Below are 26,012 nucleotides of genomic sequence, written 5' to 3'. Positions count from 1 at the left end.
CCGGCCGGTGACGCTTCTGCACGACCGCCCCGCCGCGGCGGACGCCCGGCAGCGCCCGCAACGGCGCAGCGCCGCCGCGGCCGCCGTGGCTGTCGCCGCCGCCGTGGCGCTGTTGGTAGCGGGGCCCCCGACGACCACGACGCCGGCCCCGGCGGGACGCGTCGACGCCGCCCAAGCCTGGCCGAAGGCCCAGCGCGCCGACTTCGACCCGGTGCTGCCCGACGGCCCGCTCTTCACGCCGCTGCTCTTCCTGGACACGACCACGGCGCTCGGCACCGCACCAACCCCGGATGCCCGCTGGGTGCGGCTCATGCTGTGGACGAAACCCGCCGCCACACCGCGGGAGCTGCGCCGCCTGCCCTTGGAGAGCAACCCGCAGTTCGAGGCGGCCACCGCCGCCGGCGACGACCTCGTCTGGACCGAGTCGACCGACAACAAACACCTGCAGATCTGGCATGCCAGGCGCAGCGGCGGTTCCGCGGCGCTTCTGACAACCGACACCGGTGATGCCCTCTTCTACGGCAACTCCTTCGACCTCGTCGTGGCCGACGGCCGGGTGCACTGGGCAGCGGCCGCCAAGGACCGCAAGTTAACGGACATTCGCTCCGCACCTATGGCCGGCGGTGACGTCGACATCCGCTCCGAGCAGGGCGAATGGGCGCTGTCCACATGGCCTTGGTTAGTGGACGAGCAGGAGGCAAGGCTGCGTAACTTGTCGACGAGCCGCGACGCCGAGGTCGTCACGAGCGGGCCGGAGCTCGCGACCTGCGGCCCGGTCTGGTGCCGGGTCATGGTGATGGGCGGCGAAGGGCTCGCCCGCATCGATCTCATGCACCCGGACGGCTCGGAACGGCGGCGGATAGCCGGCGGCGGCGCGCAGGCGGCGGTGACCGACGTGGCGGTGCTCGACCGCTTCGAGCTGCTCGCCGAGGCCGGCCCCGACGCCGACGTCACCGGCACGGCCACCCTGCTGGCCTACGACACCGCGACCGCGCGGACTGTGGCGGTCGCGAAGGAGGTCGACGGGACGTTCACTTCGGGCGGCATGCTCTGGTGGTCCACCGGCGACGACGACTCCATCACGTGGCACGCTCTGGATCTCCGTACGATATGAGGCATCGCCGCGAAGCCGAAGCCTCGCGGCGATGCCGGTTGCCGATCGGGCGGTGGCCCCGATCAGCGGTGAGGCGAGATCAGGCGGTCGTGCAGGCCGCGCCGTTGAGGGCGTAACCGGTCGGCGCGCCGCTGTTGCCGGTGTGCGTGGCCTGGAAGCCGATCGTCGTCGAGCCGCCGGTCGGCAGCGCGCCGTTGTAGGACATGTTCGTGGCCGTGACCTGGCCGGACTTCGGGTTGTAGGTGGCGTTCCAGCCGCTCGTGATGGTCTGGCCGGACGGCAGGGCAAAGGTCAGGTTCCAGCCGTTGAGGGCCGACGAGCCGGTGTTGGTGATCGTGATGTTCGCGGTCAGGCCGGTGTTCCAGGCGCTGATCTGCGAGCTGATCCGGCACGCGCCCCCGGAAGGCGGCGTGGTGGGAGGCGTCGTCGGCGGCGTGGTGGGCGGCGTCGTCGGCGGCGTCGTCGGCGGCGTGGTGGGCGTCGAGCCGTCGAGGCCGAAGAACGAGATCGCGAGCTTCGCCTGGCCGGACAGCGGCAGCGAGTGGCCGACGCCGGAGACGCTGATGCCCTCGACGGGCGCCTGCGTGGTGCTGGAGCCGTAGCGGGTGCGGGTCCAGCCGGACTGCGGCGAGTCGGTGGAGACCGGCGTCTGGCTCACGCCGAGCACGTTCGTCCACTGCTTGATCTCTTCGCCGAAGTTCGGGTACTGCAGCGTCGTGTCGGTCGTCCCGTGGAAGAGCTGCATCCGGGGACGGCGGCCGCTGTAGCCCGGGTACGCGGCCCGTACGAGATCGCCCCATGCCTGTGGGGTTTTGATGGACTGGCCGTTCGCGCAGGTGCTGTTCCAACCGGCCTGGTTGGCCGGATTGGCCGGGTCGCCGGCGCTGGCGGCGAAGCAGCCGAACGGCACGCCCATGAACGCGGCGCCGGCCGCGAACACGTCGGGGTAGTCGCCGAGCAGAACGTTGGTCGCCATGCCGCCCGAGGAGGCGCCGGTGACGAACGTGCGGTTCACATCGGTGCCGTAGCGCTGCTGCACGTAGCGCACCATCGACACGATGCCGGCCGGGTCGCTGTTGCCGCTGTGCGACAGCGCGCCCGCCGAGGAGTTGTCGAAGCAGTTCCCGGAGCGCGTCGCGGACGGGTAGATGACGATGAAGCCGTACTGGTCGGCGAGGGTGCGGAACTCGGTGCCGTTGAAGAACGCCGGGCCGTTGCCGGTGCAGTAATGCACGGCGACCAGCAGACCGGGACTCGCGGCGAGCCGGTCCGGCACGTACAGGTACATGCCGAGGCCCGTCGGGTTGTTGCCGAAGCTGGTGATCTGCTGGAGGGACGCCGCGGCGGCGGGCGAGGCCGGCAGGGCCACCAACCCGAGGACGACCGCCGCGGCGGCGGCGAAGGAGGCGAGAAGTCTCTTCATGCTGGGGGAAGCCCTTCGGGAGCGAGCGGGGCGGGGTGGCCACGGGACACCGGACGGGGGAGGTCCCGTGGCCACACCCAGATTCAGCGAGCCGTGCAGCTGGGCGTCCCGGACGGGCCGACACCCGTGCCCTGGAAGCCGAACTCGGTGTACTTCCCGGCGCCGACCGAGCCGTTGTAGCTGACGTTGGTGAAGCTCACCGCGCCGCTACTGCCGCTGGCCGTGGCGCTCCAGGTGTTGGTGACGGCGGCGCCACCCGGCAGGGAGACCCCGACGGTCCAGCCGTTGAGCGCGCTCGACCCGGCGGTCACCCGGATCGTGGCCACGAACCCGCCGGTCCACTGGTTGAGGGAGACCGTCGCGCTGCAGCCCGAGCCGTCCGGTGGCGGCGTGCTCGGCGTGGTCGGCGGCGGGTCGGTCGGCCCGTTCGAGGTCGGGCTCGAGGTCGGGGTCGTCGGCCCGACCGCGTTGAGCGCGTTCAGCGCCGACGTGTACGCCGCCTTCTTGTTGCCGCTGTTGTCGAACAGCAGCGGGGTGCCGCTGGCGCGCCACGAGTCGCTGTCCCGGATGCCCCACACGGTGATGCCGTTGCAACGGGTGACCGCGAGGCAGGCGTTCACGACGGTCGCGTACGTGTTCGCCTGCGCCGTCCCCGATCCCTCGATGTCGAGCTCGGTGATCTGCACGTCGACGCCCAGGTTGGCGAACCGCTGGAGGTTGGCCTGGTAGTCGCTGGGCACCGGCGACTGCGCGTTGATGTGGGACTGGAAGCCCACGCAGTCGATCGGCACGCCGCGCGCCTTGAAGTCCTGCACCATGTTGTAGACGGCGGTCGATTTCGCATTGACCCCGTCCGTGTTGTAGTCGTTGTAGCAGAGCTTCGCGGCCGGATCGGCGGCCCGCGCCGCCTTGAACGCGGCCTCGATCCAGTCGTTGCCGGTGCGCTGGAGGTTGGAGTCGCGCCGGGCCCCGTTCGAGCCGTCGGCGAACGCCTCGTTCACCACGTCCCAGGAGTAGATCTTGCCCTTGTAGTGGGTCGCGACCTGGGTGACGTGGTTGAGCATCGCGTTGCGCAGGGCGGTGCCGGACAGGCTCGACACCCAGCCCGGCTGCTGCGAATGCCACGCCAGGGCGTGGCCGCGGATGCGCTGGTTGTGCGACTGCGCGTGGCTGACGATCTGGTCGGCGCTGGAGTAACTGAACGAGTTCTGGGACGGCTCGGTGGCGTCCCACTTCATCTCGTTCTCGGGCGTGACCATGTTGAACTCGCGGTCGAGGATCGTGGAGTAGACGGAGTCGCTCAGCTTGTAGGCCGCGACGGCGGTGCCGAAGTAGCGGCCGGACTGGGCGGCCGAGGCGCCGAGCGTGGTGGCCGCGTCGGCGGAGCCCGCGGTGAGGAGCACCGAGCCGGCCGCGGCGAGGACGGCCGCGGTGGCGGAGAGGCTGGCGGCGAGGACGCGCCGCCGGGGGGAACGGTTCATGATTCCTTCCAGCTGTGCAGGGGACGGGCCTTGGCCGATACAGCAGAAAGTGATCCGGATCGATCGAAACATTAACGGCATGTTCCGGAAATCACAACCCGCGCGTTCCGCAGATCGTGATTTCGGGAACGCTCCCACGGCCCGTCTTATCCCCTTAAATCCGCGTTTAGCGGAGCTATTTGCGTGAGATCAACCTCCGGAAGTTTCGGAAATAGCCGCATGACATCGTTGACATCTACGAATGAACCGTTTCAGAAACGACCCGCCGCGCCGGGGTGGCGGAGGCCGCGAGCGGATACATCGCCCCGAGCAGAATCAGGGCCGCCACGGGCAGCAGATCGAGATTGATGCTGATCGCTGAATAGCCGGCGAAGAAGAGCATCGGGCTCCACACCGGCAGCCGCCCCGCCGCGACCTGCAGGCTCAACAGCCCGATCGTCCCCAGCACGAAGGCGATCGGCCCCACCGCCTGCAACAGGTCCGGCAGCGGATAGCTGTCGCGGAACGACGCCGAGAGGTCGCCGATGATCACCCAGATCATGCAGCCCGAACCGAAAACGGCCGCGGCCGTGGCGACCAGAGCGGTGCGACGAGCGAGCCGGGCCCGGCGGTACAACGCCACCGCCAGCAGCACGAACGTCACCATCGAAGCGAGAAACGCGAGGTGGCCGAGGTCCCAGGCCGGGCCGCCCTTGCGGTGCCCGTCAACCCCGTCGATCCACCGGAGGACGCCGTAGGCCAGCAGGAACAGCGGCGCGGCGAAGGCCATCGATCTCATGGGCCGAGCCTAGGAACGCGGGCACCCGAGAAGGCATCGGTGAGATCCCGCCCCGTCCCCCTAAGGCCGATCCCTGGTGAAGGCCTCGATCAGCGCCACTCGCTCCGGCAACGGCGCCGGCGGCACCTCGATCAGCTCGAACCCGAGCTCCCGATACGTCTCTTCATGGATCCTCTCGAAAACCAGCGATTGGGCCAGAGTGATCCGGCGCGCGGCCGTGGGTTCCACAAAACCCCGATTCCGTACGAGGAAAGCAGTCCTCTCATACCGATCGATCTCGTGGAGGAGGCCGTCCGGCGGCTCCCGGTCGGAGTAGCGGCACAACGCGAGCGTGCAGACCGGAGAGCGGTCGAAGAACACGACACTTTCCCCGTACGCGTCGGAAGCTCGTTGCCTTTGCAACCGCAGGATGCGCTCGGCGAAATCGGGCCGCTCCCACGGCCTCGGATCGCCGAGGGCCTGGCCGAGCGCGATGACGTCGGTGGCCGCCTCCTCCACCACCGAATGGCCGTTAACTTCCAGCTGGCGCAGGATCGCGGTCTTCCCGGATCCCGGTGTGCCGGTGAGGATGTAGGCGCGCATGGCCGTCATCGTCCCATCGGCAGCACCGCGGCGGCGGCCAGCGGGAAGACGGCCGCCGCGGCGAACGCGGCCCGATAATCGGCCGCGGCGATGACGGTGGCCATCACCGGCGCGGTGGCGATGGCGACCACGTTCTGCGCGGTGTTCTGGATCCCCAGAGCGCGACCGGCCCAGGCGGGACCGGCGTGCTCGGCGACCGCCGTGTAGGCGAGACCGTTGGGACTGACCGTGAGCACGGCCGCCGCCAGCAACGCGGTCACGGCCGCGGCCTCCCCCGCCGGCCCGGACGCGGGTGCCGCCGCCGCCAGCAACGCGACGGCGGCGGTGATGGCCACCGAGATCCGGCGGGCGGGCCGCAGCCGCAGCCCGACCCGGTCCGACCACCAGCCGGCTACGAGCCGGGCGAGCGCGCCACCCGCCTGGCTCGCCGCCAGCAGACGGCCGGCCGCGCTCGCCGTCCAGCCGTGCGCGTCGACCAGGAACACCAGCGCGAACGTCCCCACGGTGACCTGCGGGACGATCAGCAGGGAGCTGGCGGCGTGGATCCGCCACAGGATCGGCGTCCGGTAGGGCCCCGCGGCGTTCGCGGGCTTCGATTCCTCCGCCGGCGGCGGATCGCGCACGACCACCGCCACGACGGCCGCCGCCGCGAGGGCGATCAGGCCGAGCATGACCAGCGCGGCCGGCCGGCTCATCGAGGGCAGCGTCAGCGCCGCGAAGCCGACCCCGATCGGCAGGGTCGCCTGGCGCATGGCCATGGCCCGGCCCCGCTCGCGGGCGACGAACCAGCCGAGGATCAGCCGTCCGCTCGACGCGTTCACCGCCGCGCTCGTCGCGCCGGCCAGGAAGAAGCAGACGGTCAGCGGCGCCGTGCCGTGCACGAGCGCGGCGGCCGGCAGGATCAGCCCGGTCGCGGCGAGGCCGGTCGTCAGCACCCCGCGCTCGCCCCAGCGGTCGGCGGCGGCGCCCCAGGCGATCAGGGTGGCCAGCAGGCCCGCCGCCGGCGCCGAGGTGAGCAGCCCGGCCTGGGCCAGGCTCAGGCCCTCGTCGCGCAGCGCCGGGATGAGGAACGGCAGCCCGAACTGGAACGCGCAGCCGGCGGCCATGGCGGCCATCCCGGCCGCCAGGACCGCCCACCGCCGCCGGTCACTCAGCGCCGAACCACCGGGTCAGTTGCTCGCGCAGACCCTGCTGGTCGTCGCCGATCCAGGCCACATGCCCGTCCGGCCGCAGCAGCAAGGCCGTCGGCTCCTCGCCCGCCACCACGTGGTCGACCCGGTCGGCCCATCCCGTCACGTCGAGCTTGCCCGTGCGGTCGAGCAGCAGCCCGCGGCCGCGGTGCGTCAGCTCGTAGAGGCGGCCGTCTCCGAGACGCACATCGCGAAGGCGGCGGCCGAGCAGCGGAGGGCCTTCGCCGAAGTCATAGCGGATCCCGATCGCCGTCACCTTCCCGAGCAGGAAACGGATGACCTCCGGGAAGTCCATCAGCTCGGACACCAACTGCCGGACGGCCTGCGGCCCGGGCTCGGTGAGCAGCAGCTCCATCTGCGCGACCGTCGTGTTCAGCACGTCGGCCGCGACCGGGCGCCGCTCGGTCTCGTAGCTGTCGAGCAGCCCCTCCGGCGCCCGGCCGGCGACCTCGGCGGCCAGCTTCCAGCCCAGGTTGAAGGCGTCCTGGATGCCCAGGTTGAGCCCTTGGCCGCCGGTGGGCGGGTGGATGTGCGCGGCGTCGCCGGCCAGCAGCACCCGCCCGGCCCGGTACCGCCCGGCGAGCCGGGTCGCGTCGCCGAACCGGGACAGCCAGCGCGGCGAGTGCATCCCGAAATCGGTGCCCGCGTACGCCTTCACCTGTCGCTTGAGCTCGTCGAGCGACACCGGCGCCCGGGAGTCAGCGGCCACCCCCTCGGCCGGCGCGACGATGCGGAACACGCCGTCCCCGAGCGGCACCGCGCCGAACCGCAGCTGGGTCTTGCGCACCTCGGCCACGGCGGCCATCAGCGTCTCCACCGGCACCCCGATCCGCACCTCGCCCAGCAGCGTCTCGACCCGGCTGGCCTCACCAGGAAAGCCGATGCCGACCGCCTTGCGCACGAGGCTGCGCCCGCCGTCGCACCCGACGAGGTACCGGCCGCGCAGCGAGGTGCCGTCGGCCAGCTCCGCCGTCACAGCGTCGTCGTCCTGGTCCAGCCGCACCAGCTCGGCGCCGCGCCGGATGTCGGCTCCGGCCGCGGCAAGGTGCTCGGCGAGCAGGCGCTCGGTGACGGTCTGCGAAATGCCGAGCATGTAATTGTGCGCGGTGTCGAGCCGCCCGTCCCAGGGCTTGCTGATGCCGGCGAAGTAGCTGCCGATCGGATGCTTGCGGCCCTCGGCGAGGAACGGCTCGAGCATGCCGCGCTGGTCCAGCACCTCGATGGTGCGCACGTGCAGCCCGAGCGCTCCCGCCGGCCGCGTCACCTCCGTCCGCCGTTCCAGCACGACTGTTTCGACGCCGTGCAGCCTGAGCTCGCTTGCCAGCATCAGGCCGGTCGGTCCCCCGCCGGCCACAATCACGTCGACCACAAGCCGATTCTGCAACTCCCACCTCCGGCAGGGATGGCCTAGGTCCGGATCACGGTGAATCCGCCGGGCAGCACCACCGCCTGTCCCGTCGCCCGCCGCACGCCCTGCGCGTCGTAGGTCTCGATCGTCGGCCGGCCGGTGACGTCCACCTTCCGCGGCGTTCGGGCGGCGCTCCGCAGCAGCGTCGTGGTGTGCCCGTTCCCCTCGATCACGTAGCGGGACACCAGCGGCTCCAGCAGGACCGCGTCCAGCACCGCCTCGCCACCCGTCGCGGTGGCGGTCAGCTCGGTGCTGCCGGGTGCGAGCTCCCGGTCCAGGGTCACCGGCAGCAGCGCCCCGGGCGCCGGCGAGGCGCCCTGCGGGCCGATCCGGCCATGCCGCACCGCGCCGAGGCTGCGCCCGCCTGCCGACCAGCGGGTGACCGCGGCGCTGCCGGGCCGCAGGTCGGCGATCGGGAGCACGAGTTGCGGTTGGTCGCTCGGCGGCAGCTCCCAGCGGACGGTGTCGCCGGCGGCCATCCGGAGATAGCTGCCGTTGCTGAACTGGGATTCGCCGGTCCACGCCGACGGTGGCGTGACCACCGTGCCGCCGGCGCCGCTCTCGGCCTCCACTGTGGTCGAACCGATCCGCTGGGCGATGTGACCTTGGCGGGCCAGCTCGGCCACGTCCGGATGGGCGTCCAGGGCCAGCATGCTCAGCAGGCCGTGGATGGTGGATTCGGCGCCCGCGTTGCGGTTGACGGTCCCGTCGCCGGCGATGCCGTCGACCGTGCGGCCCGTCGCCGGGTCGTAGGCGGCGACACCGGCCGCGTTGGCGCCGAAGTACCACGCGGCCAGGATGCCGGCGAGCCGGCGGAAACCGGCGCGGCCGGTCGCTTCCCCGACGGCGAGCAGTGACTGCAGGCGCGAGTCCACGCCGTACGCGATCTGGTTGCGATCGATCCGGGCGGGCAGCCGGCCGTTGTCGGGGCCGCCCGAGGTGAGCAGCCACGGCGTGAAGACCGCGGCGTCGGTCACCGCCGGTCGCATCAGATCCGCGTCGCCGAGGACCTGACCGGCCCGGGCGAGCGCGGTCGGCATCTGGGAGGCCCAGGCGTGCCAGTCCGAGAGGGAGAGCGCCCACGGGCGTACCGCCCCGAACGGCCATTCACTTGCGGTGCCGTCGGACAGTGCCGCGATGCCCGCGGCGAACTGCCGCAACGCGCGCCTTGCGACACCGCCGGCTCCCGATGACACGTACGCGGCGAGGCCCAGCACCGCCTCGGCGGTCGCGTCCGCGCCGTCGACGATGAGCCACGCGGGCGCCCGGTCGCCGTCGACGACCTGCCACGTGCCGTACCGGGTGAGGACCTGGCGATCCAGCGCGCCGATCGCCAGATCGAGCCGCTGCCGCAGGAACGCCGCGAACGCGGGATCGGCGGTGCGCCAGGCGGCATACCCCTCCCCCAGCGCCCACACCGCGCGGGCCAGCCAGTACGACGGCCCGCTGTCGCTCGGGTCGGGGGAATCCGGCGGCTCGGCACTCGGCCGCAGGCTGCCGTCGGGCTGCATCCACAGCACGAAGTTGCCGGTCCGCGGTCCGGTCACGGTCTGGAAGTACGCCAGGCCGCGGAGCAATTCGTACGACGCGTCGCGGCTGCTCGCCGAGCCGGTCTGCCGCCAGTGCCGCAGGTACACCACGGCCGCGCGGGCGATGTCGTCGCCGTTGAAGGCGCCCTGCCCGTACGTATCGGTCGCCGGATCGTAGGCGCCGCCGCCGATCCGGCGGTACGTGCCGTCGGGGTTGGGTTCGGCGTAGGTCCAGAGCACCCCGATCGGCGCCGGACCGTAGGTCGTGTGCCCGGCCTGCGCGGGCGGGGTGACGCTGTCACGCAGGAAGGTCAGGTGGGCCAGGTTCGTGAGCGGAGCCGGCGCGGACTTCAGCATCGGCGCTGTCAGGGCTAGGCCGCTGCCCAGCAGGACGGAACGGCGCTTCATGGCGCACTCCTTCGGTAAGCCGGTCCAGGCGGGCGACGCCGATCTTCGAGTCCGCCATGCCGTAGAAGACGTAGTGGACCCCGTCGACCTGCTCGATGGCGGTGGGAAAGACGACGTTGGGGACGGTGCCGGACTGCTCGTCCTGGGTCTCCGGCACGAAGAGGGGTTCGGCGGTGCGGGCCAGCACCCGCCCGGGGTCGGCCGGGTCGAGCAGCATCGCCCCGGCGGCGTAGGTGACGTCCTGGCCGGTCGGATCCCAGCCCGGCGGGATGTATCCGGTGACGCCGTGGTGGATGAGCAGCCAGCCCTCGGGCACCCGCAACGGCGGCGGCCCGGCGCCGATCTTCAGCTCCTCGAAGGGGAACTGCGACAGCGCCACGCAGCGGTGGTGGCGCGGCCGGACGAGCGCGGTGAGGTCGGCCTCCGCCTCGGCGGCGGGCACGTAGGAGATCCAGATGCCGGCCCGCTCGTCGGTGACGCCGGCCGGCAGGTGAACCCCCTCGCCGGGCCGCAGCCAGCCGAGATCCCACATAGGACGGTGGAGCATGGCGTAACAAAGCTCGCCGTCCGGCCCCGGGACGGGCGAGGGGAAGAAGACCGCGTCCTTGTTGGGGAATAGGTTGAGGTCGGTGTCCAGGCCGGGCTGGTACGCGAACTGAACCGGCCCGAGTCGTTGCCACGTCATCAGATCCGCGGAGACGGCCAGCGCGAGCCGCGGCCCCAGCGGGCCGTAGGCCACGTACGTCATGAGGTGGCGCCCGAGGGTGGGAACCCAGGTCGTGCGCGGGTCCTCGACGCCGGCGTTGGCGAGGCCGCGTTCCCAGCCCTCGTCCGGCGCGAGCACGACCCCCTCCCGCCGCACACCCACCGGCACCCCGTCGCGCAGCTCCACCTCGGCCAGCCCGACCCGCGACACGTTGCCGGTGGCGACCAGCCGCGGCAGCAGGTGCAACCGCCCGTCCGGGGTGCGGCCGCTGGCGGGATTCAGGACGCCCTCGGCCTCGAGCGGGTTCGCCGGATCGGGCGTCATCACCACGCCCAGGCGCGTCATCGCGTACGGAACAGTGGTTTTGATCGTCATGTCAGCCCTTCACCCCGGAACCGAGGTCGGTGGAGACGAAATGGCGCTGGAAAGCGATGAAAAGGGCCACGGCGGGGGCGGCCAGCACGCACGCGCCGGCCAGGATCGCGCCGAACGGGTTGGCGGCGCGGGCCGACACGTTGCTGATGTAGTTGGCCAGCGAGACCGCCAGCGGTTGCATGTCCGCCTGTTTCGTGACCAGGAATGGCCAGAGAAACTCGTTCCACGGCCCGATGAAGGTCAGCAGCACCGCGGTCAGAAGCGCCGGTCGCACCAGGGGCAGCGCGACCGACCAGAGAATCCGCACCTCGCTCGCGCCGTCCAGCCGCGCCGCCGCGAAGAGGTCGTCCGGCAGCTGCAGGAAGAACTGCCGGAAGACGAAAACGGCGGTCGTGTTGATGGCAAAGGGAAGGATCATCCCGAGGTACGAGTCGGCGAGGCCGTATCCCCGGACGATCAGCACGTAGAGCGGGATCAGCAACAGCTGGAACGGGATCACCTGCACCAGCAGCACGACGACAAACAGCGTGCCGCGGCCCCGGAAACGCAGGCGCGCCAACGCGTATCCGGCGAGCACGCCGAACACGACGGTGCCGAGCAGGACGCCGCCGGTGAAGATGCCGGAGTTCACCAGCGAACCCACCAAGTCGACCCGCGAATTGATGTCCGCGTAGTTCTGGAACGTGAGATCGGACGGGGTGAACGCGCCCGCCACCGAAGTGTCCGGCTCGCTCTGCAACGAGCCGATCAGCATGTAGTAGAACGGGAACAGGAAAAGCAGCGCGCCGCCGAACAGCAACACATATCGCACCACCGTGGGCCATCGAGACATGCTCAGTCCCTTTCGATGAGACGGCGATTCACGTACGCCACGACGAGCACCCCGATGATGAGAAGCACTCCGATGGCCGCGGCGAAGTCGGGCTCGCCCTGCTGAATGCCGCGCTGGTACATCACCAGCACCGGCGAGGCGGACGCGCCGTTCGGGCCGCCGCCCCCGGTCAGCAGGTACGGCTCGGTGAACAGGTTGGCGCCGGTGATCAGCGCCACGATCACGACGAGCGCGGTCGCCGGGCGGACCGCCGGAACGGTCACCGACCAGAAGCGGTTCCACGCCGACGCGCCGTCCACCGCGGCCGATTCGTACAGTTCCTTCGGCACGTTCTGCAGCGCGGCCAGATACAGCAGGATGAAGAAGCCCAATTGCTTCCAGGTCACGAAAATCGCGATGACCGGCATGGCCAGGCTCTCGTTGACCAGCCACGACGGGTCCGGCGCGAGCGGGCCGAGCACCTGGTTGACCAGGCCGTCGGAATTGAAGAGGAACAGCCAGACGCCCACCACGGCCACGCTCGCCGTCACGTACGGGACGTAGAAAGCGACCCGCAGGAACGCCCGGGCGTGGACCACCCGGTTGAGCGCGACCGCCAGCACCAGCGCGAGGGCCGTCGTGAGCGGCACGTTGATGACGAGGAACACGACAATGTTGCGGAAAGCCTGTCGCACGGCCGGGTCGGTCACCACCGCGCGGTAGTTGTCGAGGCCGACGAACGGATGGTCGACAATGGCGCCCGGCGCGGCGAAGAAGTAGTCGTGGAAGCTCATCCAGACCGCGAAACCGAACGGGTACGCGAACACAATCGCGATGTACACGGCGTAGGGCGCCGCCAGAATCATGCCGACCGGGTGGCGCCCGAGCACCCTCGTCATGAGCCGCTGGCGAGTTGGTCGACCTTCTGCGCGGCGCCGGAGAAGGCATCGGCGACCGGCTTCTTACCGAAGATCACCGATTCCGAGTACGCGTCGCGGAAGGTCTGCCAGATCGCGACGGAATTGGGAACGTTGGGCACCTCGACGGTCCGCGCCGCCTGGTCGGCGAACTGGGCGTAGGCCGGGTTCTTGGCGAAGTAGTCCGGATAGGCGGTCTGGAGGTCCTTGCGCAACGGCATCTGGCCGGTCTTGGTGAGCAGCGCGCCGTCCTGGTCCTTGCTGGTGGCGAACTTCAGCACCTCCCAGGCGGTGGCCCGGTTCTGGCAGGCGCTGTACATCGCCACGTTCTTCGCATCGCTGAACGTCTCGACTTTGTCCTTCTTGGTCGACGTCGGCACCGGCGCCGCGCCCCATTTCACTTTGTCGCCATAAACCGCGATCGCCCACGGTCCCACGATCGCCATGGCGGCCTTCTTGTCGGCGAACGAGTCGCCGTTGTACTGCTCCTTGGCGGCCAGGCCCTCGTCGTACAGCGTCTTCCAGAACGCCGCGACCTTCTGCCCCTCGGGCGAGTTGAACTGCGCCTTGTTGTCCTCCACCAGCTGCTTGCCGCCGGTCTCGGCCGCGAACAGCGGATAGAAATCGAACCAGGACTGGAAGAATTCGCTGGTCGGCGCCGGGTAGATGGCGAACGGCGCGGCCTTGGCCGCCTTTATCTTGCGGGCGGCGGCGAGGAATTCATCGTAGGTGGAGAGCGCGGGCTTCTCGGGGTCGAGCCCCGCCTTCGCGAACAGGTCCTTGTTGTAGAAGATCATCACCGGGTTGGACTTCCACGGCATTTGGTAGAACTTTCCGTCCGGCGACTTGTACTGCTCGGCCGTGTCGCCGGTGCGATCGGCGATGTACTGCGCGCCGCCGTCGAACGTGTCCAGAGCGACGAGGCCGCCCTGCTTCTGGAACTGCGGCACCGCGGCCGGCGACGTGTTGAAGATGAGGCAGGGCGCGTTGCCGGCCGTGATCGCGGCCCCGATGACCTCCTCGGAGCTCTTGCCCGCCGGGATCTCCTGCGCGGTGATCTTCTGGTCGGCGTGCTGGGCGTTCCAGGCCTCGACCATGGCCTTGCCCCAGGCCACCTCCTCCTGGTTGTTGGAGAGCCAGACGGTGATCGGGCCGGTGGCGGCGTTGGCCTTCTTGGCGTCGCCACCGCCGCCGCCGTCACAGCCGGCGACGAGGGCGAGGGGGACGGTGAGGGACAGCAGGACTGCCGGGAGGGTGCGTTTCACGGTGTCTCCTCGTTGTTTCTCAGGACGGCGGCGCCGCCGTCGACGCTCGGATGACGAGCTCGGTGGGCGGAACGGGGATGTCACCCCCGGCTGCGCCCGCGATGAGGTCGAGAAGCGCCGTGGCGGCTTCCCGGCCCCACAGGTACGGGTCGGTGCGAACGCTCGTTAACGGCGGAGCCACATAGCCCGCCAGTTCGGTGTTGTCGAAGCCGGTGACGGAGAGCTGGGCCGGGACGGCGACGCCGTGCTCCAGTGCGACGCTCAGCCCGGCGATGGCCATCAGGTCGTTGGCGTAGACGATCGCGGTCGGTCTCGGGTCGGAGGTCAGCAGCTCGCGTGTGGCCTGGGCGCCGCCGGCCGCGGAGAAGTCGGCCTCCACCACCGCGTCGGCGGGCAGGCCGGCTTCGCCGAGCGCCTGTTCCCAGGCCAGCCGCCGGACGGTCCCGTGCAGGAACCGGGCCGGCCCGGCGACGTGGGCGATCCGCCGGTGTCCCAGCTCGACCAGGTGTCGCACGGCGGCGGCTATTCCCGGCCGATCGTCGACGAGCAGCGCCGGGAAGTCGCTGGGCAGGTCGGGCCGGGCGATGGTCACGGCCGGCATTTTCAGCTCGCGCAGCAGCGCGATCCGCGGGTCGTGGACGCGCAGGTCGAGCAGGAAGACCCCGTCGACCCGCTTGGCGTCGGCAAGCCGCCGGTAACCCGCCTCTTCCTCGTCGTCCGGCACCACCTGCAGGACGAGCGCCTGCCCGCGCTCCGAGAGGGTCCGCTCGACGCCCGCGATGAAGGCCGGGAAGAACGGGTCGGCCCCGAGCAGCTCGGGCGGCCGCGCGAGCACGATGCCCACCGCGAAGGCCCGCGAGACGGACAGCGCGCGCCCCTGGTGGCTGGGTGTCCACCCGAGAGCCTCGGCGGCGTCGAGGATCCGCTGCCGCGTCTCGGCGGCGACCCCCGGCCGCCCGTTGAGGGCGAAGGAAACCGTCCCCTTCGACACGCCGGCGGCCCGCGCCACATCCCGGATCGTCGGCCGATCCGACCTGGTCATCGCCACCTCCGCGCGGTACTAAACCGGTTTGAACGCAGACGTTAAACCGGTTTGAACGACCCCGCAAACGGAGGAGCCATATTGGTTGATCCGTATGCTGGCCGCCGTGAGCTTCTCTTCCGCCGGCCTGCCGCTCTACTACGAGTGGCACGGCCAGGGCGTCCAGCATCCGCTGTTGCTGATCCACGGCGGTGGCTCCACGATCGAGTCCAACTGGGGGCGGCTGATCCCCGCCCTGGACGATTCCCGGCGCATCCTCGCCGTCGAGCTGCAAGGGCACGGCCGCACCACCGCCGGCGACAAGCCCGCTTCGTTCGAGGGATCGGCCGACGGCGTCGCGGCGCTGCTTCAGGAGCTGAACATCGGGCCGATCGACGTGCTCGGCTTCAGCAACGGCGGGCAGGTCGCCATGCAGCTCGCCGCGCGGCATCCGGTGGCCGTTCGCCGGCTGGTGGCGGCGTCCGCGCCGTTCCGGCGTTCCGGGATGATCGAGGGCTTCTGGGACGGGATGGCGGCGGGGACCTTCGCCGACCTGCCGGCGCCGTACCGCGAGGCGGACCTCGCGGTGAGCGGCGATCCGGCGCACGCCGAGCGGATGTTCCACCTGGACCGCGAGCTGATGCTGACCGGCTTCCGGGACTTCCCGGACAGCCTGCTGGCCTCGATCGCGGCGCCGACCCTGGTCGTGGCGGCCGACCAGGACGTGGTGCGCCGCGAGCACACCGTGGAGCTGGCGGGCCTGATCCCGGATGCCCGCTTGCTGATCGTGCCGGGCAATCACGGCGACTACCTGGGCGAGCTGGCCGCGGCCGGCGACCCGGGCCCGCTCGCGCGGACGTTGCCGTTCCTCGTCGACTTCCTGGACAGGTAGGGGTAACCCCCGGCGGCAACGGCCCGCTGCCCTGACTGTGCGGGCCGCCGCGGCCGTGTTGGCTGGGCTCCATGAGGGAGATCGAGCGGGGGCCGGTCCTGGGCGGGATCGCGGTGGTCGTGCTGCTGGCGCTGCACTGCCTGCCGGACGCGGGCGGGGTGGATCCGGTACGCGAGACGCTGTCGGAGTATCCGGTCCGCTCGGCCGGGCTCGGCGTGCTGTTCGTGCTCGCGCTGTTGTGCGCGAACGCGGCGACGGCATTGCTGGGCGCCGGTATGGCGCGGCGGGGGCTGCTGCGCGTGGGCGCGGAGACGGCGTTGCTGGTCATCTGGTGTGTGAGCCTGCTCGGGCTCACCGTGTTCCTGAAGGATCCGCTCGGCGCGGCCGGGACCTGGTACGGCGAGGTGCACAAGGCGTGCGCCACGATCAACTTCGTGAGCCTGCCGGCGCTGGGAGCGTTGCTGTGGTGGCGTTTCCGGCGGGCTGCGCGATGGCGGGCCTTCGCGGTGACCGCCGGCCTGCTCGCGGCGGCCAGCCTGGCCTGCGCGACGCCGTTCGCCGCGGCGTTCCTGCTGCACGACGGAAGCGGCGCGGCCGGCCTGGTCGAGCGCGGCGTGGTCGCCCTCGACGTCGCGCTGATCGCCACGCTGGCCGCCTGGTCCCGCGCGATGGCCGATGCACCGAGCGCACGGCGCCCGACGCCGTGCTGACCCCGGACCGCGCGCGACGCCGTGCTGACCCCGGACCGCGCCCGAAGCCGCGCTGACCCGGCGGCGGCCCGCCAAAGGGCGCCGGCGACATCCGATCAGCCCTGCGCCGCGCCGGGCGCCATTCTGCTTCAGCCGCGCCTCAGTACACGTCGCGGGCGTATCGCTTCTCGGCCGAAAGCTGCTTCACATAAGCGTCGGGGTCGACCCGGCCGTGAGTGGCGGCGATGTCGCGCAGCGCCTGGTCCACGTCGCGGGCCATGCGGCTCGCGTCGCCGCAGACGTAGAGGTGGGCGCCGTCCTGCAGCCACGACCACAGGTGGGCGCCGTGCTCGCGCATCCGGTCCTGGACGTAGACCTTGCTGCGCTGGTCGCGGGAGAAGGCCAGATCGAGGCGGCTGAGCACGCCCGAGGTCTGCAGCGCCGCGAGCTCGTCGGCGTAGTAGAAGTCGGAGTCGCTGCGCTGCTCGCCGAAGAACAACCAGTTCGGGCCGGTCGCGCCGCGGGCCTGGCGCTCGCGGAGGAAGCCGACGAACGGCGCGACACCGGTTCCGGGCCCGACCATGATCATCGGGGTCGAGGGGTCGGCAGGCGGGCGGAAGTGCGGCGATCGTTGCACGAAAACGGGGACCTCGTCGGCGGTGTCGGCCAGGAACGACGAGCAGACGCCCTTGCGGGAGACGCCGCGGTGGTTGTCGAAACGCACCACCGAGACGGTGAGGCTCACCCGGTGCGGGTCGGTCAGTGGCGTAGAGGAGATGGAGTACAGCCGTGGCTGCAGCCGTTTCAGCACGTCGACCCACTCCTGGGCGGCGGCGCGCACGGGATACTCGGCGATCAGGTCGGCGGCCTGCCGGCCCCACATCCATTTCGCGAGCTCGCCCTTGTTATCGGGGCGCAGCAGTGTCTTGAGGAACGGGTCGCCGGCCCGCTCGGCGAGGAAGCGCAGCAGGTCCGGCGTGATCCGGGTGATGTCCAGGTCGCTGCGCAGAGCCGCGCTCAGCTCGCGCTCGCCCAGCTTGTCGACCGACACGGCCTGGTCGGCGCGCAGGCCGGTGACGGTGAGCCATTCACCGACCAGGTCGGGCGAGTTCGACGGCCAGATGCCCAGCGCGTCGCCGGCCGCGTAGTCGAGGCGCCCGCCGGTGTCGAAGGTGAACTGCCGCACCTCCTTGGCCGAGCCGGGCCCGCTGAGCAGCTCGTTCCCACAGAGAATCGCGGTTAACGGCGCGGCGCGGGTGGGTTGTGGAACGGGCGCGGCGACCGGCGCGGTGAGCGCGACGACGACCTGTTCGAGCCAGCCGTGCGCGTCCTCCTCGAAGTCAGGTTCGCAGTCGACGCGCGGCGTGAGCCGGACCGCGCCGAGCTCGGCGAGCCGCTCGTCGAGGCGTCGCCCGTGCCCGCAGAAGTCGTCGTAGCTGGAGTCCCCGAGGGCGAGCACGGCGAAGCGGCGTCCGTCGAGCCGTGGCGCGTCCACGCCGGTCAGCGAATCCCAGAACCCGGCGCCGTTGTCGGGCGCCTCCCCGTCGCCGAACGTGCTCGTCACGATCAGCAGGTCGGCGTCGGCGTCCAGCAGCTCGACCGCCGACGCGTCCATCCCGCGCAGCGTGGCCGGCCGGCCCGCATCGGCCAGTCGCCGCCCCACCGCCTGCGCGAAGTCCTCGGCATTGCCCGTCTGAGAGGCCCAGAGCACCTGCAGACTCCGGGCCGGCGCCAAGTCCGTTCTTTCCACAAGCCTTTCGCGTACGGAGTGTGAAGCACCCGCGAGCAGCCCGTTCACCCATGCCGCGGCGGAGGGGCCGAACGGCGCGTTGGCCGGCAGCACCGGCGGAGCGATGTCGGCGGAAAGTGCCCCGACCGCGCTGAGGAATCCGGCGAGGTAGTGCCGCTGCGACTCGTCGAGCGTCGGCGCCACGGGAAGACCGAGGACGCCGCGCAACAGATCGACCCCGGCCGGTTTCTCAGGTTCGAGGAGCACCGCTGCCGGGACCGCTGCCGGGACCGCTGCCGGGACCGCGGCCGGCGTCAGCGAAACCGCGCAAACTTTCAGCTCCGGTTGGAAAGACAACGGGTCGACCGCGTCGTTCGTGACCGCGTTGACCGACACGTACTCGCCGAACAGGTCGTTCCAGTGGAACGGCGCGAAACAGTTTCCGGGCATCACCCGGTCGGTCACCACCGCCGGCAGCACCGCCCGGCCGCGCCGGGACGCCACCTCGAGCGGGTCGCCATCCGCGACGCCCAGCGCTCGCGCGTCGGCCGGGTTGACCTCCACGAACGGCCCGGGGTTGAGTTTCGTGAGCTTGCCGACCTTGCCGGTCTTGGTGAGCGTGTGCCACTGGTGCTGCACCCGCCCGGTGTTGAGCACAAAAGGGAAATCGTCGTCCGGTAACTCGGCCGCGGGCAGGAACGTCCGCGCGTGAAACACCGCCCGCCCGGACTCGGTGGCGAAAGTCAACGCCGGTTCCGTGCCGTCCTCGTTCACGCGCAACGGCTGGCTCACGCCGTCGTTGCGGTAGCGAATCGGGTTTCGCGCCGGCGCGGAGGGCGGAAAGGGCCACTGCACCGGCCCGTCGGCGAGCCGCTCGTACGAGACCCCGCGCAGGTCGTAGCCGGTCTGCGGGTTCCAGAACTGCTTGATCTCCTCGAGGATCTCCGCCGCCGACTCGTACGCGAAAGCCTCGCCGTACCCCATCTCCCGCGCGACCATCGCGATGAGCTGCCAGTCCGGCAGGGCCTCGCCCGGCGGATCCACGGCCGCGTGCACGAGCGTGAGGCTCCGCTCCGAGTTGATCATGATGCCGTCGGCCTCGGACCACATCGCCGCGGGCAGCGCGATGTCGGCGTACGCGTTGGTCTCGGTCTCCGCGTAGGCGTCCTGCGTGATGACCAGCTCGGCGGCCTCCAGGCCGGCGATCACCGTACGGCGGTTGCCCACCGAGGCCACCGGGTTGGTGCAGATGATCCAGCAGGCCTTGATCTCGCCCGCGGCCATTCGCTCGAACATCTCGACCGTGCCCTTGCCGACGTCGGTGCGCAGCGTCCCGGCCTCGAGCCCCCACGCGTTCTCGACGAACTCCCGGTCCGCCGGCACCAGCACCGACCGCTGGCCGGGCAGGCCCGGGCCCATGTAGCCCATCTCCCGGCCGCCCATCGCGTTCGGCTGGCCGGTCAGCGAGAGCGGCCCGCTGCCCGTACGGCAGATCGCGCCCGTCGCGAGATGCAGGTTGCATACGGCGTTGGTGTTCCACGTCCCGTGGGTGCTCTGGTTGAGGCCCATCGTCCACAGCGTCACCCAGTTGCCGGCCGCGCCGATCCACTCGGCCGCCCGCCGGATTCCCTCCTCGGGCAGCCCGGTCAGCTCGGCGACGCGGTCCGGCGGATAGTCCGCCAGGAAATCGGGCATCGCCTCCCAGCCCGACGTGTACGCCGCGATGAACTCCGCGTCGATGTCGCCGTTCTCGACCAGCAGGTGCAGCAGGCCGTTGAGCAGCGCCAGGTCGGTGCCGGGCCGGATCGGCAGGAACAGGTCGGCCTTGTCGGCGGTCGCGCTGCGCCGGGGGTCAACGACGATTAACTTCGCGCCTGCCTTGACCCGCTCCATCATCCGCAGGAACAGGATCGGGTGGCAGTCGGCCATGTTCGCGCCGATGACGAAGAAGACGTCCGCGTGGTCCAGGTCGTCGTAGGAGCCGGGCGGCCCGTCGGCGCCCAGCGAGAGCTTGTAGCCGGTGCCCGCGCTCGCCATGCACAGCCGCGAGTTCGACTCGATCTGGTTGGTGCCGATGAACCCCTTCGCCAGCTTGTTCGCCAGGTACTGCGCCTCCAGCGTCATCTGCCCCGACACGTAGAGGGCGAGCGCGTCCGGCCCGTACTCGTCGATGATTTCGCGCAGTTTCGCGGCCGTGACCTGGACCGCCTCGCGCAGGCCCATCGGCGTGGGGGTGCTTTCGCGCTCGGCGCGGAACAGCGCCGTCGACAGCCGGCCCGGCGCGGAGAGCATCTCGGCGCTGGTCGCGCCCTTCGTGCACAGGCGTCCCGCGTTGGCCGGATGATCCCGGTCACCGCGCGCCTTGACCGCGACGCGGCGCCCCTCGGGGTTCCGCTCGACGTCGAGTATCAGTCCGCAGCCGACGCCGCAGTACCCGCAGACGGTCCTGACCTGCGCGGCCACGCTGTTTCCCACAGGAACGAAACTAAGTGAGCGCCGTTTCGCAGGGGTCAATCCTCTGTGCGCGAGGCGTTACCCGGCTCTCACCTTTCGCCTGCGGCGGATGTGATCGCCCTGGCGCCCAGGGGTCATGATTACTACGTGAGGTTGATTCTGAACGTTCTGTGGTTCATCTTCGGCAGCGGCTTCCTGCTGGCCATCGCCTACGGCCTCGCCGCGCTGATCTGTTTCGTGCTCATCGTGACCATCCCGTTCGGCATAGCCTCGCTGCGCCTGGCGGTCTACTCTTTGTGGCCGTTCGGTCGCACTGTGGTAAGTCGCCCCGGCGCCGGCGTGGCCTCCGGCATCGGCAACGTCATCTGGGTGATCGTCGCCGGCTGGTGGCTCGCCCTCACCCACCTGATCACCGGCATCGCCCAGTGCCTGACCATCATCGGCATCCCGTTCGGCATCGCCAACTTCAAGCTGGTCCCGGTGGCGTTCTGGCCGCTGGGCAGAGAAATCGTCGACCTCGACTAACGGTCAACCTGCGGGAGGACGTCATGGAAATCTCCGGCATCTTCACAGCCATCGTCATCGGCCTCATCATCGGCGCGCTGGGCCGCCTGGTGCTGCCCGGCAAGCAGAAGATCGGCTTCTGGCTCACCCTGCTGATCGGCATCGTGGCCGCCCTGATCGGCACGTTCATCGCCGCGGCCATCGGCGTCGACGACACCGACGGCATCGACTGGATCGAGCTGATCCTGCAGATCGCGCTGGCGGCCGGCGGCGTGGCGCTGGTCGAGGGCCTCGGGAGCAGGCGCCGCTCCTGAGTGCCGCCTCTTTCGGGAGATAGAGCATCTCTTACGAGAGCGGGATCTTGACCCCGGCCGAGAACATCGATTCGTGCAGCACTATCGATGTCAGCTTCGCGGCGGGCGGAACGTCGAAGACGAGCCGGCCCTTCACCGTGTTGCCGGGATTGATCTGCTGGAGGAAGGTCGAGGAATCCTTGTTCGCGTAGACGCCGGCGCCCGAGTCGGCCGAATACTGGTTGCCGCCGGCGTCGAAGGCGGTCTGCGAGATGTCGGTGAACATCGCGGCCGACTTGCCGACGTTCTTCACCGAGACGTCGATGAGGCAGTACTGGCCCTGCGCCTGCTGGTTGAGCACGTCGTCGCCGACCTCGGCCACGCCGCACTTCATGCCGGTGACGGTGAACTCGAAGGTCCCGTCGGCGATGGGAGCGTTCATCTTGCCCTCGGCGGCGTTCTTGCCCTTGGAGTTGCCGTCCAGCTGGTTGAGGGCGGCGCCGGTGCCGCCGAGAACGAAGGCGAACAGGCCCGCGCAGCCGAGAACGCCGGCCAGGATGATGCCGCCGAGGATCCAGGGCCACTTCGGCTTCTTGCGCGGGGAAAGTTGCGGTGGCTGCTGCGAAAATTGCGAGGGCGACGCGTACGGCTGCGGTGGCGCATAGGGATCGGCCGGCGGCATCGACTCGCCCGGAGGCCGGCCGTAAGGCTGCGGCGGCGCGTAGGGGTCGGCGGCCTGCGGCGGCGCGTACGGGTCGGCGGCCTGCGGCGGCGCGTAGGGGTCGGCGCCCGGCTGCGGAGGCACACCGGGGCGGGCGGCCGGGTGCGGCTGGCCGTAGGCCGGCTGGCTGAACGGCGGCTGGTGGGGCTGCTGGCCGTAGGGGCTGCGCTGGTTCGCGTCGTAGGACATGCGAGTGGACTCCGTTGCAGGCCGGTGGTGGACGGCGCGGACCGGTGCGGGCCGCGCAACCACCCAACGACGTTCGCGGTGCATGCGGAGTCGACCGGACGGGCCGGGGTGACCGACGTTCAGTCAACGGGACTGCACTTAAGGTCACCGATGGGGTGCGGAGTGACCGTCCATTGGGCAGGGTTCGGCTCGGACGGCACCCTCGTGGTGCGCACGGAAAGTGATGTGCGAAGCTGCGCGCTACATTCTCAGCTCTCATTGTCCGGAGGCCCTCTATGGCTTCGTTCCTTTATCTGGTCCTCGGGCTGGTGATCGGCCTGCTCGGCGGCTGGTTCCTGCGGGGACTCCGCGCCGGCTCGCAGGCCGCCCCGACCGAGTCCGTCCCGTCCGCTCCGGAAGCCGCGAAGACCGAGTCGGCCCCGGAGGCCACCCCGGCCGCGACCGCCGCCGTCGTCGAAACCGAGCCGACCGCGAAGGCCGAGGCCGCCGAAGAGGCCACGCCGATCGCGGCCGAGCCGGAGCCCGTCGCCGTCAGCGAGCCCGAGCCGGTTGCCGCCGCTGAGCCGGTCGTCGAGCCGGAGCCCGTCGCCGACACCGAGCCGGTCGTCCCCGCCGCGGAGCCCGAGCTCGTCACCGCCGCAGCCGACCCCGAGCCGGCCACCGCGCCCGAGCCCGTCGTCGCCGCTCCGGTTGTGGCCGAGCCCGTCATCGCCGAGCCCGTCATCGCTGAGCCCGTCGTCGCCGCCCCGGTCGTCGCCGAGCCCGTCATCACCGGGCCGCTCGTCGCCGAGCCGGCCGCCGGGGAGCCCGTCGCGGTCTCCCAGGTCGACAACCTCACCAAGATCGCCGGCATCGGCCCGAAAGCGGCGGCCGCCCTCTCCACCGCCGGCATCACCACCTACCGCCAGCTCGCCGACTCCGACGAGAGCGCCATCCGCGCGGCCCTCGCCGCCTCCGGCATGCGCGCCACCGCCGCCATCTCGACCTGGCCCGAGCGCGCCAAGCAGATGGTCGACACCAGCAACTAGAACCTTTCGTGTTCCGGCGGATCTCTAACGAGTGATTCGGGCGGAAACGGCACCCCTCACAGGGCAGCCACCGCCCCCGCCACCTTCTCCCGCAGCGCTTCCGGCAGCGGCGCGTACCCCAGTCGCGTCGCCGCCTCCTGGCCGGCCGTGCTCGAGGCGTACGCGAAGAAGCTCTTGGTCAGTGGAGAGGTGCCGGTCTTGCACACGATCTCGTAGGTGACCAGCACCAACGGGTAGGCGTCGGCCGCGGCGGCCCGGTAGTCGATCTGGAGCCTGAGGTCGCCGCCGGTGCCGGCCAGCTGCGCCCCGCTGATCATCCGCGCGGCGGCCTCGTCGGTGAGCGGCGCGAAACTTCCCGCCGCGTTTCCCACCGACGCGGTCGGCAAGTTGTGGAAACGTGCGTACGAAGCCTCGACGTACCCGATCGCGCCGTCGGAGCGCTCGATCGTGGACACCACCCGGTTGCTGCCCTTCTGGGCGATGCCGCCGGGCGCTTTCCAGCTGCTGCCGCTGCCGTACGACCAATTCCCGCCCGCCGTCGCCGCCAGGAATTTCGTGAAGTTGTCGGTGGTCCCCGAGTTGTCCGAGCGGTGGACCGTCCGGATCGGCGTGGACGGCAGCGCGACATCGGGATTGTCGCGGCGGATCTCTGGATCGTTCCAGGCCGGGATGCGCCCGTTGAAGATCCGCGCGATCGTGTCCGGGCGCAGTTGCAGGTTGTCGACGCCGGCGATGTTGTAGGCGAGCGCGATCGGGCCCACCACCATCGGCAGATGGATCGCCGCCGAACCACACCGGGCCGCCGCGCGGGGCTGATCGGCAGCGGACAGCGGTGAGTCGCTCCCGGCGAAGTCCCCGGTCCCGCCGACGAACGCCGTGACGCCGGCGCCGGATCCCACGCTCGCATACGACACGGTCGAGTCGGCGCAGCTGACCTGGTAGTTCTTGATCCACGCGCTGACCGCGTTGGCCTGCGCCGACGACCCCTGCCCGGCCACCTCCCCTGCCGCGCACGAGATCGGCGCGGCCGTGGCCGGCGACGCGCTGTCGCACCCCGCCGCGGCCAGCATCAGCAGCGCGACTCCGGCAAAACGCAAAGCTCTCATCGGTACTCCGCAAACCGCTTACGAACCGCCACCGGCACGAGCACGATCACCAGCCCCATCACCACGAGCGGGATGACCGCCCACCCCGTCAGCAGCGTCGACGTGTCATCCATCGCCTGATCGAAATCCGCCTGTCGCTCGTCCGCGATTTCGCCCACCGCGGCGTCGAAGTAGGTGAAGTCGAACGCCGCGTCGCCGCGGCGAATCCCGGTTAACACCCCGACGGCTTCGTCCTTCTTGCCCGCGGCGGCCAGCGCGATGATCTTCTGGTGGTCCTTCTGGTAGGCCTGCCATCGCGAGGCAACCTGCTCCGCGTCGAACGGGCTCACGTCCGGCCCGCCGGCCACGACCGGCAGCGACACCTCACACGAATCGCCGTTAACAAGGCAGGCGGCCTTCTTCTTGAAGTCGTCGTCGTAGTACGCCAGGTTCTCGCTGATCAGGTAGCGGCTCGTGTCGGCCGCCGCGTCGTAGCTGATCGCCCGCGCCTGCGACAGCGCCAGGAACGGCGACAAACTTTCGTCGCGCGCCTCGCCCAGCCGCTGACCCTGCAGCACCAGCACCGCGATGGCCGGCACGATCAGCAACACGGTCAGCACCGTCGCGACCAGCAGCGCCGGGCTGAACACCCGCCGGAACCGCCGCGCCAGCCACACCTGCAGCGTCAGAAGCAGGATCAGCAGGGCGATCCCCAGCACGAGCGCGCACGTCACGGCCAGGACCTGGGTGACCTTCTTGCCCGCGTACGCGTCATCAAGCCGTTTCTCGCTCGCATCCTTGAGCGCCTGGGCCGCCGGCAGCAGATCGAGGTGCAGAACGTTCGTCGCCTGCGTGTAGAACCCGGCCGCCGCATCCCCCGCGGTCAGCGTCTGCCACACCCGCTCGCGATAGACGGCCAGGTGATCGAGGAGGGTCAGCACGGCGGCCCGGTCGGCGGCGGTGCTCGAGGTGGTCAGCGACTTCTGCAGGTCGGCGTCGACCTGGCGGCTGCGCTCCTGGTAGGTCCCGAGGGCGTCGATCTGCGTCCCGGCCAGCGCGTCGTCGCCGCCGGTCAGCACCATCCGGGCGACCTGCGCGTCCATGTCGCTGAGCGCGAAGTAGAGGTCGGCGGCGGTCGCGGCCTGCGGCGCGGCCTCGTCGCCGATGATCCGGACCTGTTCCTGGACCCGGGCCATGAGCAGGCTCAGGGTGGCGAGCAACGCGGCGGCGGTGACCACCGTGACGGCGACCCAGAGGCGTAAACGGGCGGGAGTCTCGGGGCGCACGGCCCGGCGAGCCATTGTTCTGGTCGCCTCTATAACTGCGGGCACGGCGTCACGGTAATGCACCGCGGCAATTCCGGAATCAACGGGAGATCAAATTCCTGCCCGTTAACCCGGAGGCCACTTGCTGTTCAGGT

General features: G+C 70.7%; 22 protein-coding genes. 6 read left to right on the top strand and 16 right to left on the bottom strand.

Features of this window, described 5'->3' with window-relative positions; all coding sequences use genetic code 11:
- Window positions 1–7: 7 nt before the first annotated feature.
- Window positions 8–1,114: a hypothetical protein gene (locus ACQPZX_RS22360; protein ID WP_433383798.1), complete on the top strand. Its 1,107-nt coding sequence runs from the start codon at window positions 8–10 to the stop codon at window positions 1,112–1,114.
- A gap of 79 nt (window positions 1,115–1,193) precedes the next feature.
- Here the strand turns inward: ACQPZX_RS22360 and ACQPZX_RS22355 are convergent, their stop codons facing one another.
- The 12 genes from ACQPZX_RS22355 to ACQPZX_RS22300 all read right to left on the bottom strand — a co-directional run bounded on the left by ACQPZX_RS22355 (window position 1,194) and on the right by ACQPZX_RS22300 (window position 15,029).
- On the bottom strand, window positions 1,194–2,537 hold the full coding sequence (locus ACQPZX_RS22355) for an extracellular catalytic domain type 1 short-chain-length polyhydroxyalkanoate depolymerase (protein ID WP_433383796.1): 1,344 nt from the start codon (window positions 2,535–2,537) through the stop codon (window positions 1,194–1,196).
- A gap of 83 nt (window positions 2,538–2,620) precedes the next feature.
- The gene (locus tag ACQPZX_RS22350; protein WP_433383794.1) at window positions 2,621–4,018 is read right to left on the bottom strand and encodes an endo-1,4-beta-xylanase; all 1,398 of its coding nucleotides are present in this window, start codon (window positions 4,016–4,018) and stop codon (window positions 2,621–2,623) included.
- A 235-nt stretch (window positions 4,019–4,253) separates the two neighbouring features.
- Window positions 4,254–4,796: a hypothetical protein gene (locus ACQPZX_RS22345; protein WP_433383793.1), complete on the bottom strand. Its 543-nt coding sequence runs from the start codon at window positions 4,794–4,796 to the stop codon at window positions 4,254–4,256.
- Between the two features lie 60 nt (window positions 4,797–4,856).
- Complete coding sequence (locus ACQPZX_RS22340; protein ID WP_433383791.1) at window positions 4,857–5,378, bottom strand: AAA family ATPase; 522 nt, start codon at window positions 5,376–5,378, stop codon at window positions 4,857–4,859.
- Between the two features lie 5 nt (window positions 5,379–5,383).
- Window positions 5,384–6,484 (bottom strand): MFS transporter, encoded by a 1,101-nt coding sequence (locus ACQPZX_RS22335; protein WP_433383789.1) that lies wholly within the window; start codon window positions 6,482–6,484, stop codon window positions 5,384–5,386.
- Between the two features lie 40 nt (window positions 6,485–6,524).
- Complete coding sequence (gene rox / locus ACQPZX_RS22330; RefSeq protein ID WP_433383788.1) at window positions 6,525–7,937, bottom strand: rifampin monooxygenase; 1,413 nt, start codon at window positions 7,935–7,937, stop codon at window positions 6,525–6,527.
- A gap of 38 nt (window positions 7,938–7,975) precedes the next feature.
- Complete coding sequence (locus tag ACQPZX_RS22325; RefSeq protein ID WP_433383786.1) at window positions 7,976–9,913, bottom strand: hypothetical protein; 1,938 nt, start codon at window positions 9,911–9,913, stop codon at window positions 7,976–7,978.
- Window positions 9,804–10,994 (bottom strand): glycoside hydrolase family 130 protein, encoded by a 1,191-nt coding sequence (locus ACQPZX_RS22320; protein WP_433383784.1) that lies wholly within the window; start codon window positions 10,992–10,994, stop codon window positions 9,804–9,806. Before ACQPZX_RS22320 ends, ACQPZX_RS22325 begins: the two co-directional genes overlap by 110 nt.
- A gap of 1 nt (window position 10,995) precedes the next feature.
- Window positions 10,996–11,826, bottom strand: a complete 831-nt coding sequence (locus ACQPZX_RS22315) for a carbohydrate ABC transporter permease (RefSeq protein ID WP_433383782.1) — start codon at window positions 11,824–11,826, stop codon at window positions 10,996–10,998.
- A 2-nt stretch (window positions 11,827–11,828) separates the two neighbouring features.
- Window positions 11,829–12,704, bottom strand: coding sequence for a carbohydrate ABC transporter permease (locus ACQPZX_RS22310; RefSeq protein WP_433383780.1), 876 nt, complete (start codon window positions 12,702–12,704; stop codon window positions 11,829–11,831).
- Window positions 12,701–13,987 carry an extracellular solute-binding protein gene (locus tag ACQPZX_RS22305; protein ID WP_433383778.1) on the bottom strand — a complete coding sequence of 429 codons (1,287 nt, stop codon included), beginning with the start codon at window positions 13,985–13,987 and terminating at the stop codon, window positions 12,701–12,703. The genes ACQPZX_RS22310 and ACQPZX_RS22305 overlap by 4 nt, the downstream gene beginning before the upstream one ends.
- A 19-nt stretch (window positions 13,988–14,006) precedes the next feature.
- Window positions 14,007–15,029 carry a LacI family DNA-binding transcriptional regulator gene (locus ACQPZX_RS22300; RefSeq protein WP_433383776.1) on the bottom strand — a complete coding sequence of 341 codons (1,023 nt, stop codon included), beginning with the start codon at window positions 15,027–15,029 and terminating at the stop codon, window positions 14,007–14,009.
- Window positions 15,030–15,135: 106 nt separating this feature from the next.
- Here ACQPZX_RS22300 and ACQPZX_RS22295 point away from each other — a divergent pair, with 106 nt between their 5' ends.
- The gene (locus tag ACQPZX_RS22295) at window positions 15,136–15,900 is read left to right on the top strand and encodes an alpha/beta fold hydrolase (RefSeq protein WP_433383774.1); all 765 of its coding nucleotides are present in this window, start codon (window positions 15,136–15,138) and stop codon (window positions 15,898–15,900) included.
- A 71-nt stretch (window positions 15,901–15,971) separates the two neighbouring features.
- Window positions 15,972–16,610 carry a DUF998 domain-containing protein gene (locus ACQPZX_RS22290; protein ID WP_433383772.1) on the top strand — a complete coding sequence of 213 codons (639 nt, stop codon included), beginning with the start codon at window positions 15,972–15,974 and terminating at the stop codon, window positions 16,608–16,610.
- 139 nt (window positions 16,611–16,749) lie between these two features.
- On the opposite strand, the gene ACQPZX_RS22285 is transcribed toward ACQPZX_RS22290, so the two are convergent.
- Window positions 16,750–20,793, bottom strand: coding sequence for a molybdopterin-dependent oxidoreductase (locus ACQPZX_RS22285; protein WP_433383771.1), 4,044 nt, complete (start codon window positions 20,791–20,793; stop codon window positions 16,750–16,752).
- A 126-nt stretch (window positions 20,794–20,919) separates the two neighbouring features.
- Here ACQPZX_RS22285 and ACQPZX_RS22280 point away from each other — a divergent pair, with 126 nt between their 5' ends.
- Both ACQPZX_RS22280 and ACQPZX_RS22275 read left to right on the top strand, forming a co-directional pair.
- The gene (locus ACQPZX_RS22280; protein WP_433383769.1) at window positions 20,920–21,297 is read left to right on the top strand and encodes a YccF domain-containing protein; all 378 of its coding nucleotides are present in this window, start codon (window positions 20,920–20,922) and stop codon (window positions 21,295–21,297) included.
- Between the two features lie 23 nt (window positions 21,298–21,320).
- Window positions 21,321–21,590, top strand: coding sequence for a GlsB/YeaQ/YmgE family stress response membrane protein (locus ACQPZX_RS22275; protein WP_433383768.1), 270 nt, complete (start codon window positions 21,321–21,323; stop codon window positions 21,588–21,590).
- A 31-nt stretch (window positions 21,591–21,621) separates the two neighbouring features.
- Here ACQPZX_RS22275 and ACQPZX_RS22270 read toward each other — a convergent pair whose 3' ends face one another.
- A complete protein-coding gene (locus tag ACQPZX_RS22270) occupies window positions 21,622–22,479 on the bottom strand; it encodes a DUF4352 domain-containing protein (RefSeq protein ID WP_433383766.1) in 858 nt (285 codons plus the stop codon).
- Between the two features lie 275 nt (window positions 22,480–22,754).
- Here ACQPZX_RS22270 and ACQPZX_RS22265 point away from each other — a divergent pair, with 275 nt between their 5' ends.
- Complete coding sequence (locus tag ACQPZX_RS22265; protein ID WP_433383765.1) at window positions 22,755–23,507, top strand: helix-hairpin-helix domain-containing protein; 753 nt, start codon at window positions 22,755–22,757, stop codon at window positions 23,505–23,507.
- Between the two features lie 56 nt (window positions 23,508–23,563).
- On the opposite strand, the gene pstS is transcribed toward ACQPZX_RS22265, so the two are convergent.
- Window positions 23,564–24,613, bottom strand: coding sequence for a phosphate ABC transporter substrate-binding protein PstS (pstS, locus tag ACQPZX_RS22260; protein ID WP_433383763.1), 1,050 nt, complete (start codon window positions 24,611–24,613; stop codon window positions 23,564–23,566).
- Entirely contained in the window at window positions 24,610–25,923 is a 1,314-nt protein-coding gene (locus ACQPZX_RS22255) for a hypothetical protein (protein WP_433383761.1), read from the bottom strand. The genes pstS and ACQPZX_RS22255 overlap by 4 nt, the downstream gene beginning before the upstream one ends.
- Between the last annotated feature and the right edge of the window lie 89 nt (window positions 25,924–26,012).

Origin of the sequence: Actinoplanes sp. CA-142083 (genome assembly GCF_050942195.1) — a bacterium.
Classification (GTDB): Bacteria; Actinomycetota; Actinomycetes; order Mycobacteriales; family Micromonosporaceae; genus Actinoplanes.
The sequence above is the reverse complement of the archived record's forward strand: the minus strand, read 5'-3'. Positions and strand labels throughout refer to the sequence as shown.

What these genes read in the sequence shown, in the direction of transcription:
- ACQPZX_RS22345 (WP_433383793.1), bottom strand. Translation starts at nt 4,796, where the DNA reads ATGAGATCGATGGCCTTCGCCGCGCCGCTGTTCCTGCTGGCCTACGGC.
- ACQPZX_RS22315 (WP_433383782.1), bottom strand. Translation starts at nt 11,826, where the DNA reads ATGTCTCGATGGCCCACGGTGGTGCGATATGTGTTGCTGTTCGGCGGC.
- ACQPZX_RS22265 (WP_433383765.1), top strand. Translation starts at nt 22,755, where the DNA reads ATGGCTTCGTTCCTTTATCTGGTCCTCGGGCTGGTGATCGGCCTGCTC.
- ACQPZX_RS22325 (WP_433383786.1), bottom strand. Translation starts at nt 9,913, where the DNA reads ATGAAGCGCCGTTCCGTCCTGCTGGGCAGCGGCCTAGCCCTGACAGCG.
- ACQPZX_RS22275 (WP_433383768.1), top strand. Translation starts at nt 21,321, where the DNA reads ATGGAAATCTCCGGCATCTTCACAGCCATCGTCATCGGCCTCATCATC.
- ACQPZX_RS22350 (WP_433383794.1), bottom strand. Translation starts at nt 4,018, where the DNA reads ATGAACCGTTCCCCCCGGCGGCGCGTCCTCGCCGCCAGCCTCTCCGCC.
- ACQPZX_RS22270 (WP_433383766.1), bottom strand. Translation starts at nt 22,479, where the DNA reads ATGTCCTACGACGCGAACCAGCGCAGCCCCTACGGCCAGCAGCCCCAC.
- ACQPZX_RS22310 (WP_433383780.1), bottom strand. Translation starts at nt 12,704, where the DNA reads ATGACGAGGGTGCTCGGGCGCCACCCGGTCGGCATGATTCTGGCGGCG.
- ACQPZX_RS22355 (WP_433383796.1), bottom strand. Translation starts at nt 2,537, where the DNA reads ATGAAGAGACTTCTCGCCTCCTTCGCCGCCGCCGCGGCGGTCGTCCTC.
- pstS (WP_433383763.1), bottom strand. Translation starts at nt 24,613, where the DNA reads ATGAGAGCTTTGCGTTTTGCCGGAGTCGCGCTGCTGATGCTGGCCGCG.
- ACQPZX_RS22335 (WP_433383789.1), bottom strand. Translation starts at nt 6,484, where the DNA reads ATGGCCGCCGGCTGCGCGTTCCAGTTCGGGCTGCCGTTCCTCATCCCG.
- ACQPZX_RS22320 (WP_433383784.1), bottom strand. Translation starts at nt 10,994, where the DNA reads ATGACGATCAAAACCACTGTTCCGTACGCGATGACGCGCCTGGGCGTG.
- ACQPZX_RS22300 (WP_433383776.1), bottom strand. Translation starts at nt 15,029, where the DNA reads ATGACCAGGTCGGATCGGCCGACGATCCGGGATGTGGCGCGGGCCGCC.
- ACQPZX_RS22340 (WP_433383791.1), bottom strand. Translation starts at nt 5,378, where the DNA reads ATGCGCGCCTACATCCTCACCGGCACACCGGGATCCGGGAAGACCGCG.
- ACQPZX_RS22290 (WP_433383772.1), top strand. Translation starts at nt 15,972, where the DNA reads ATGAGGGAGATCGAGCGGGGGCCGGTCCTGGGCGGGATCGCGGTGGTC.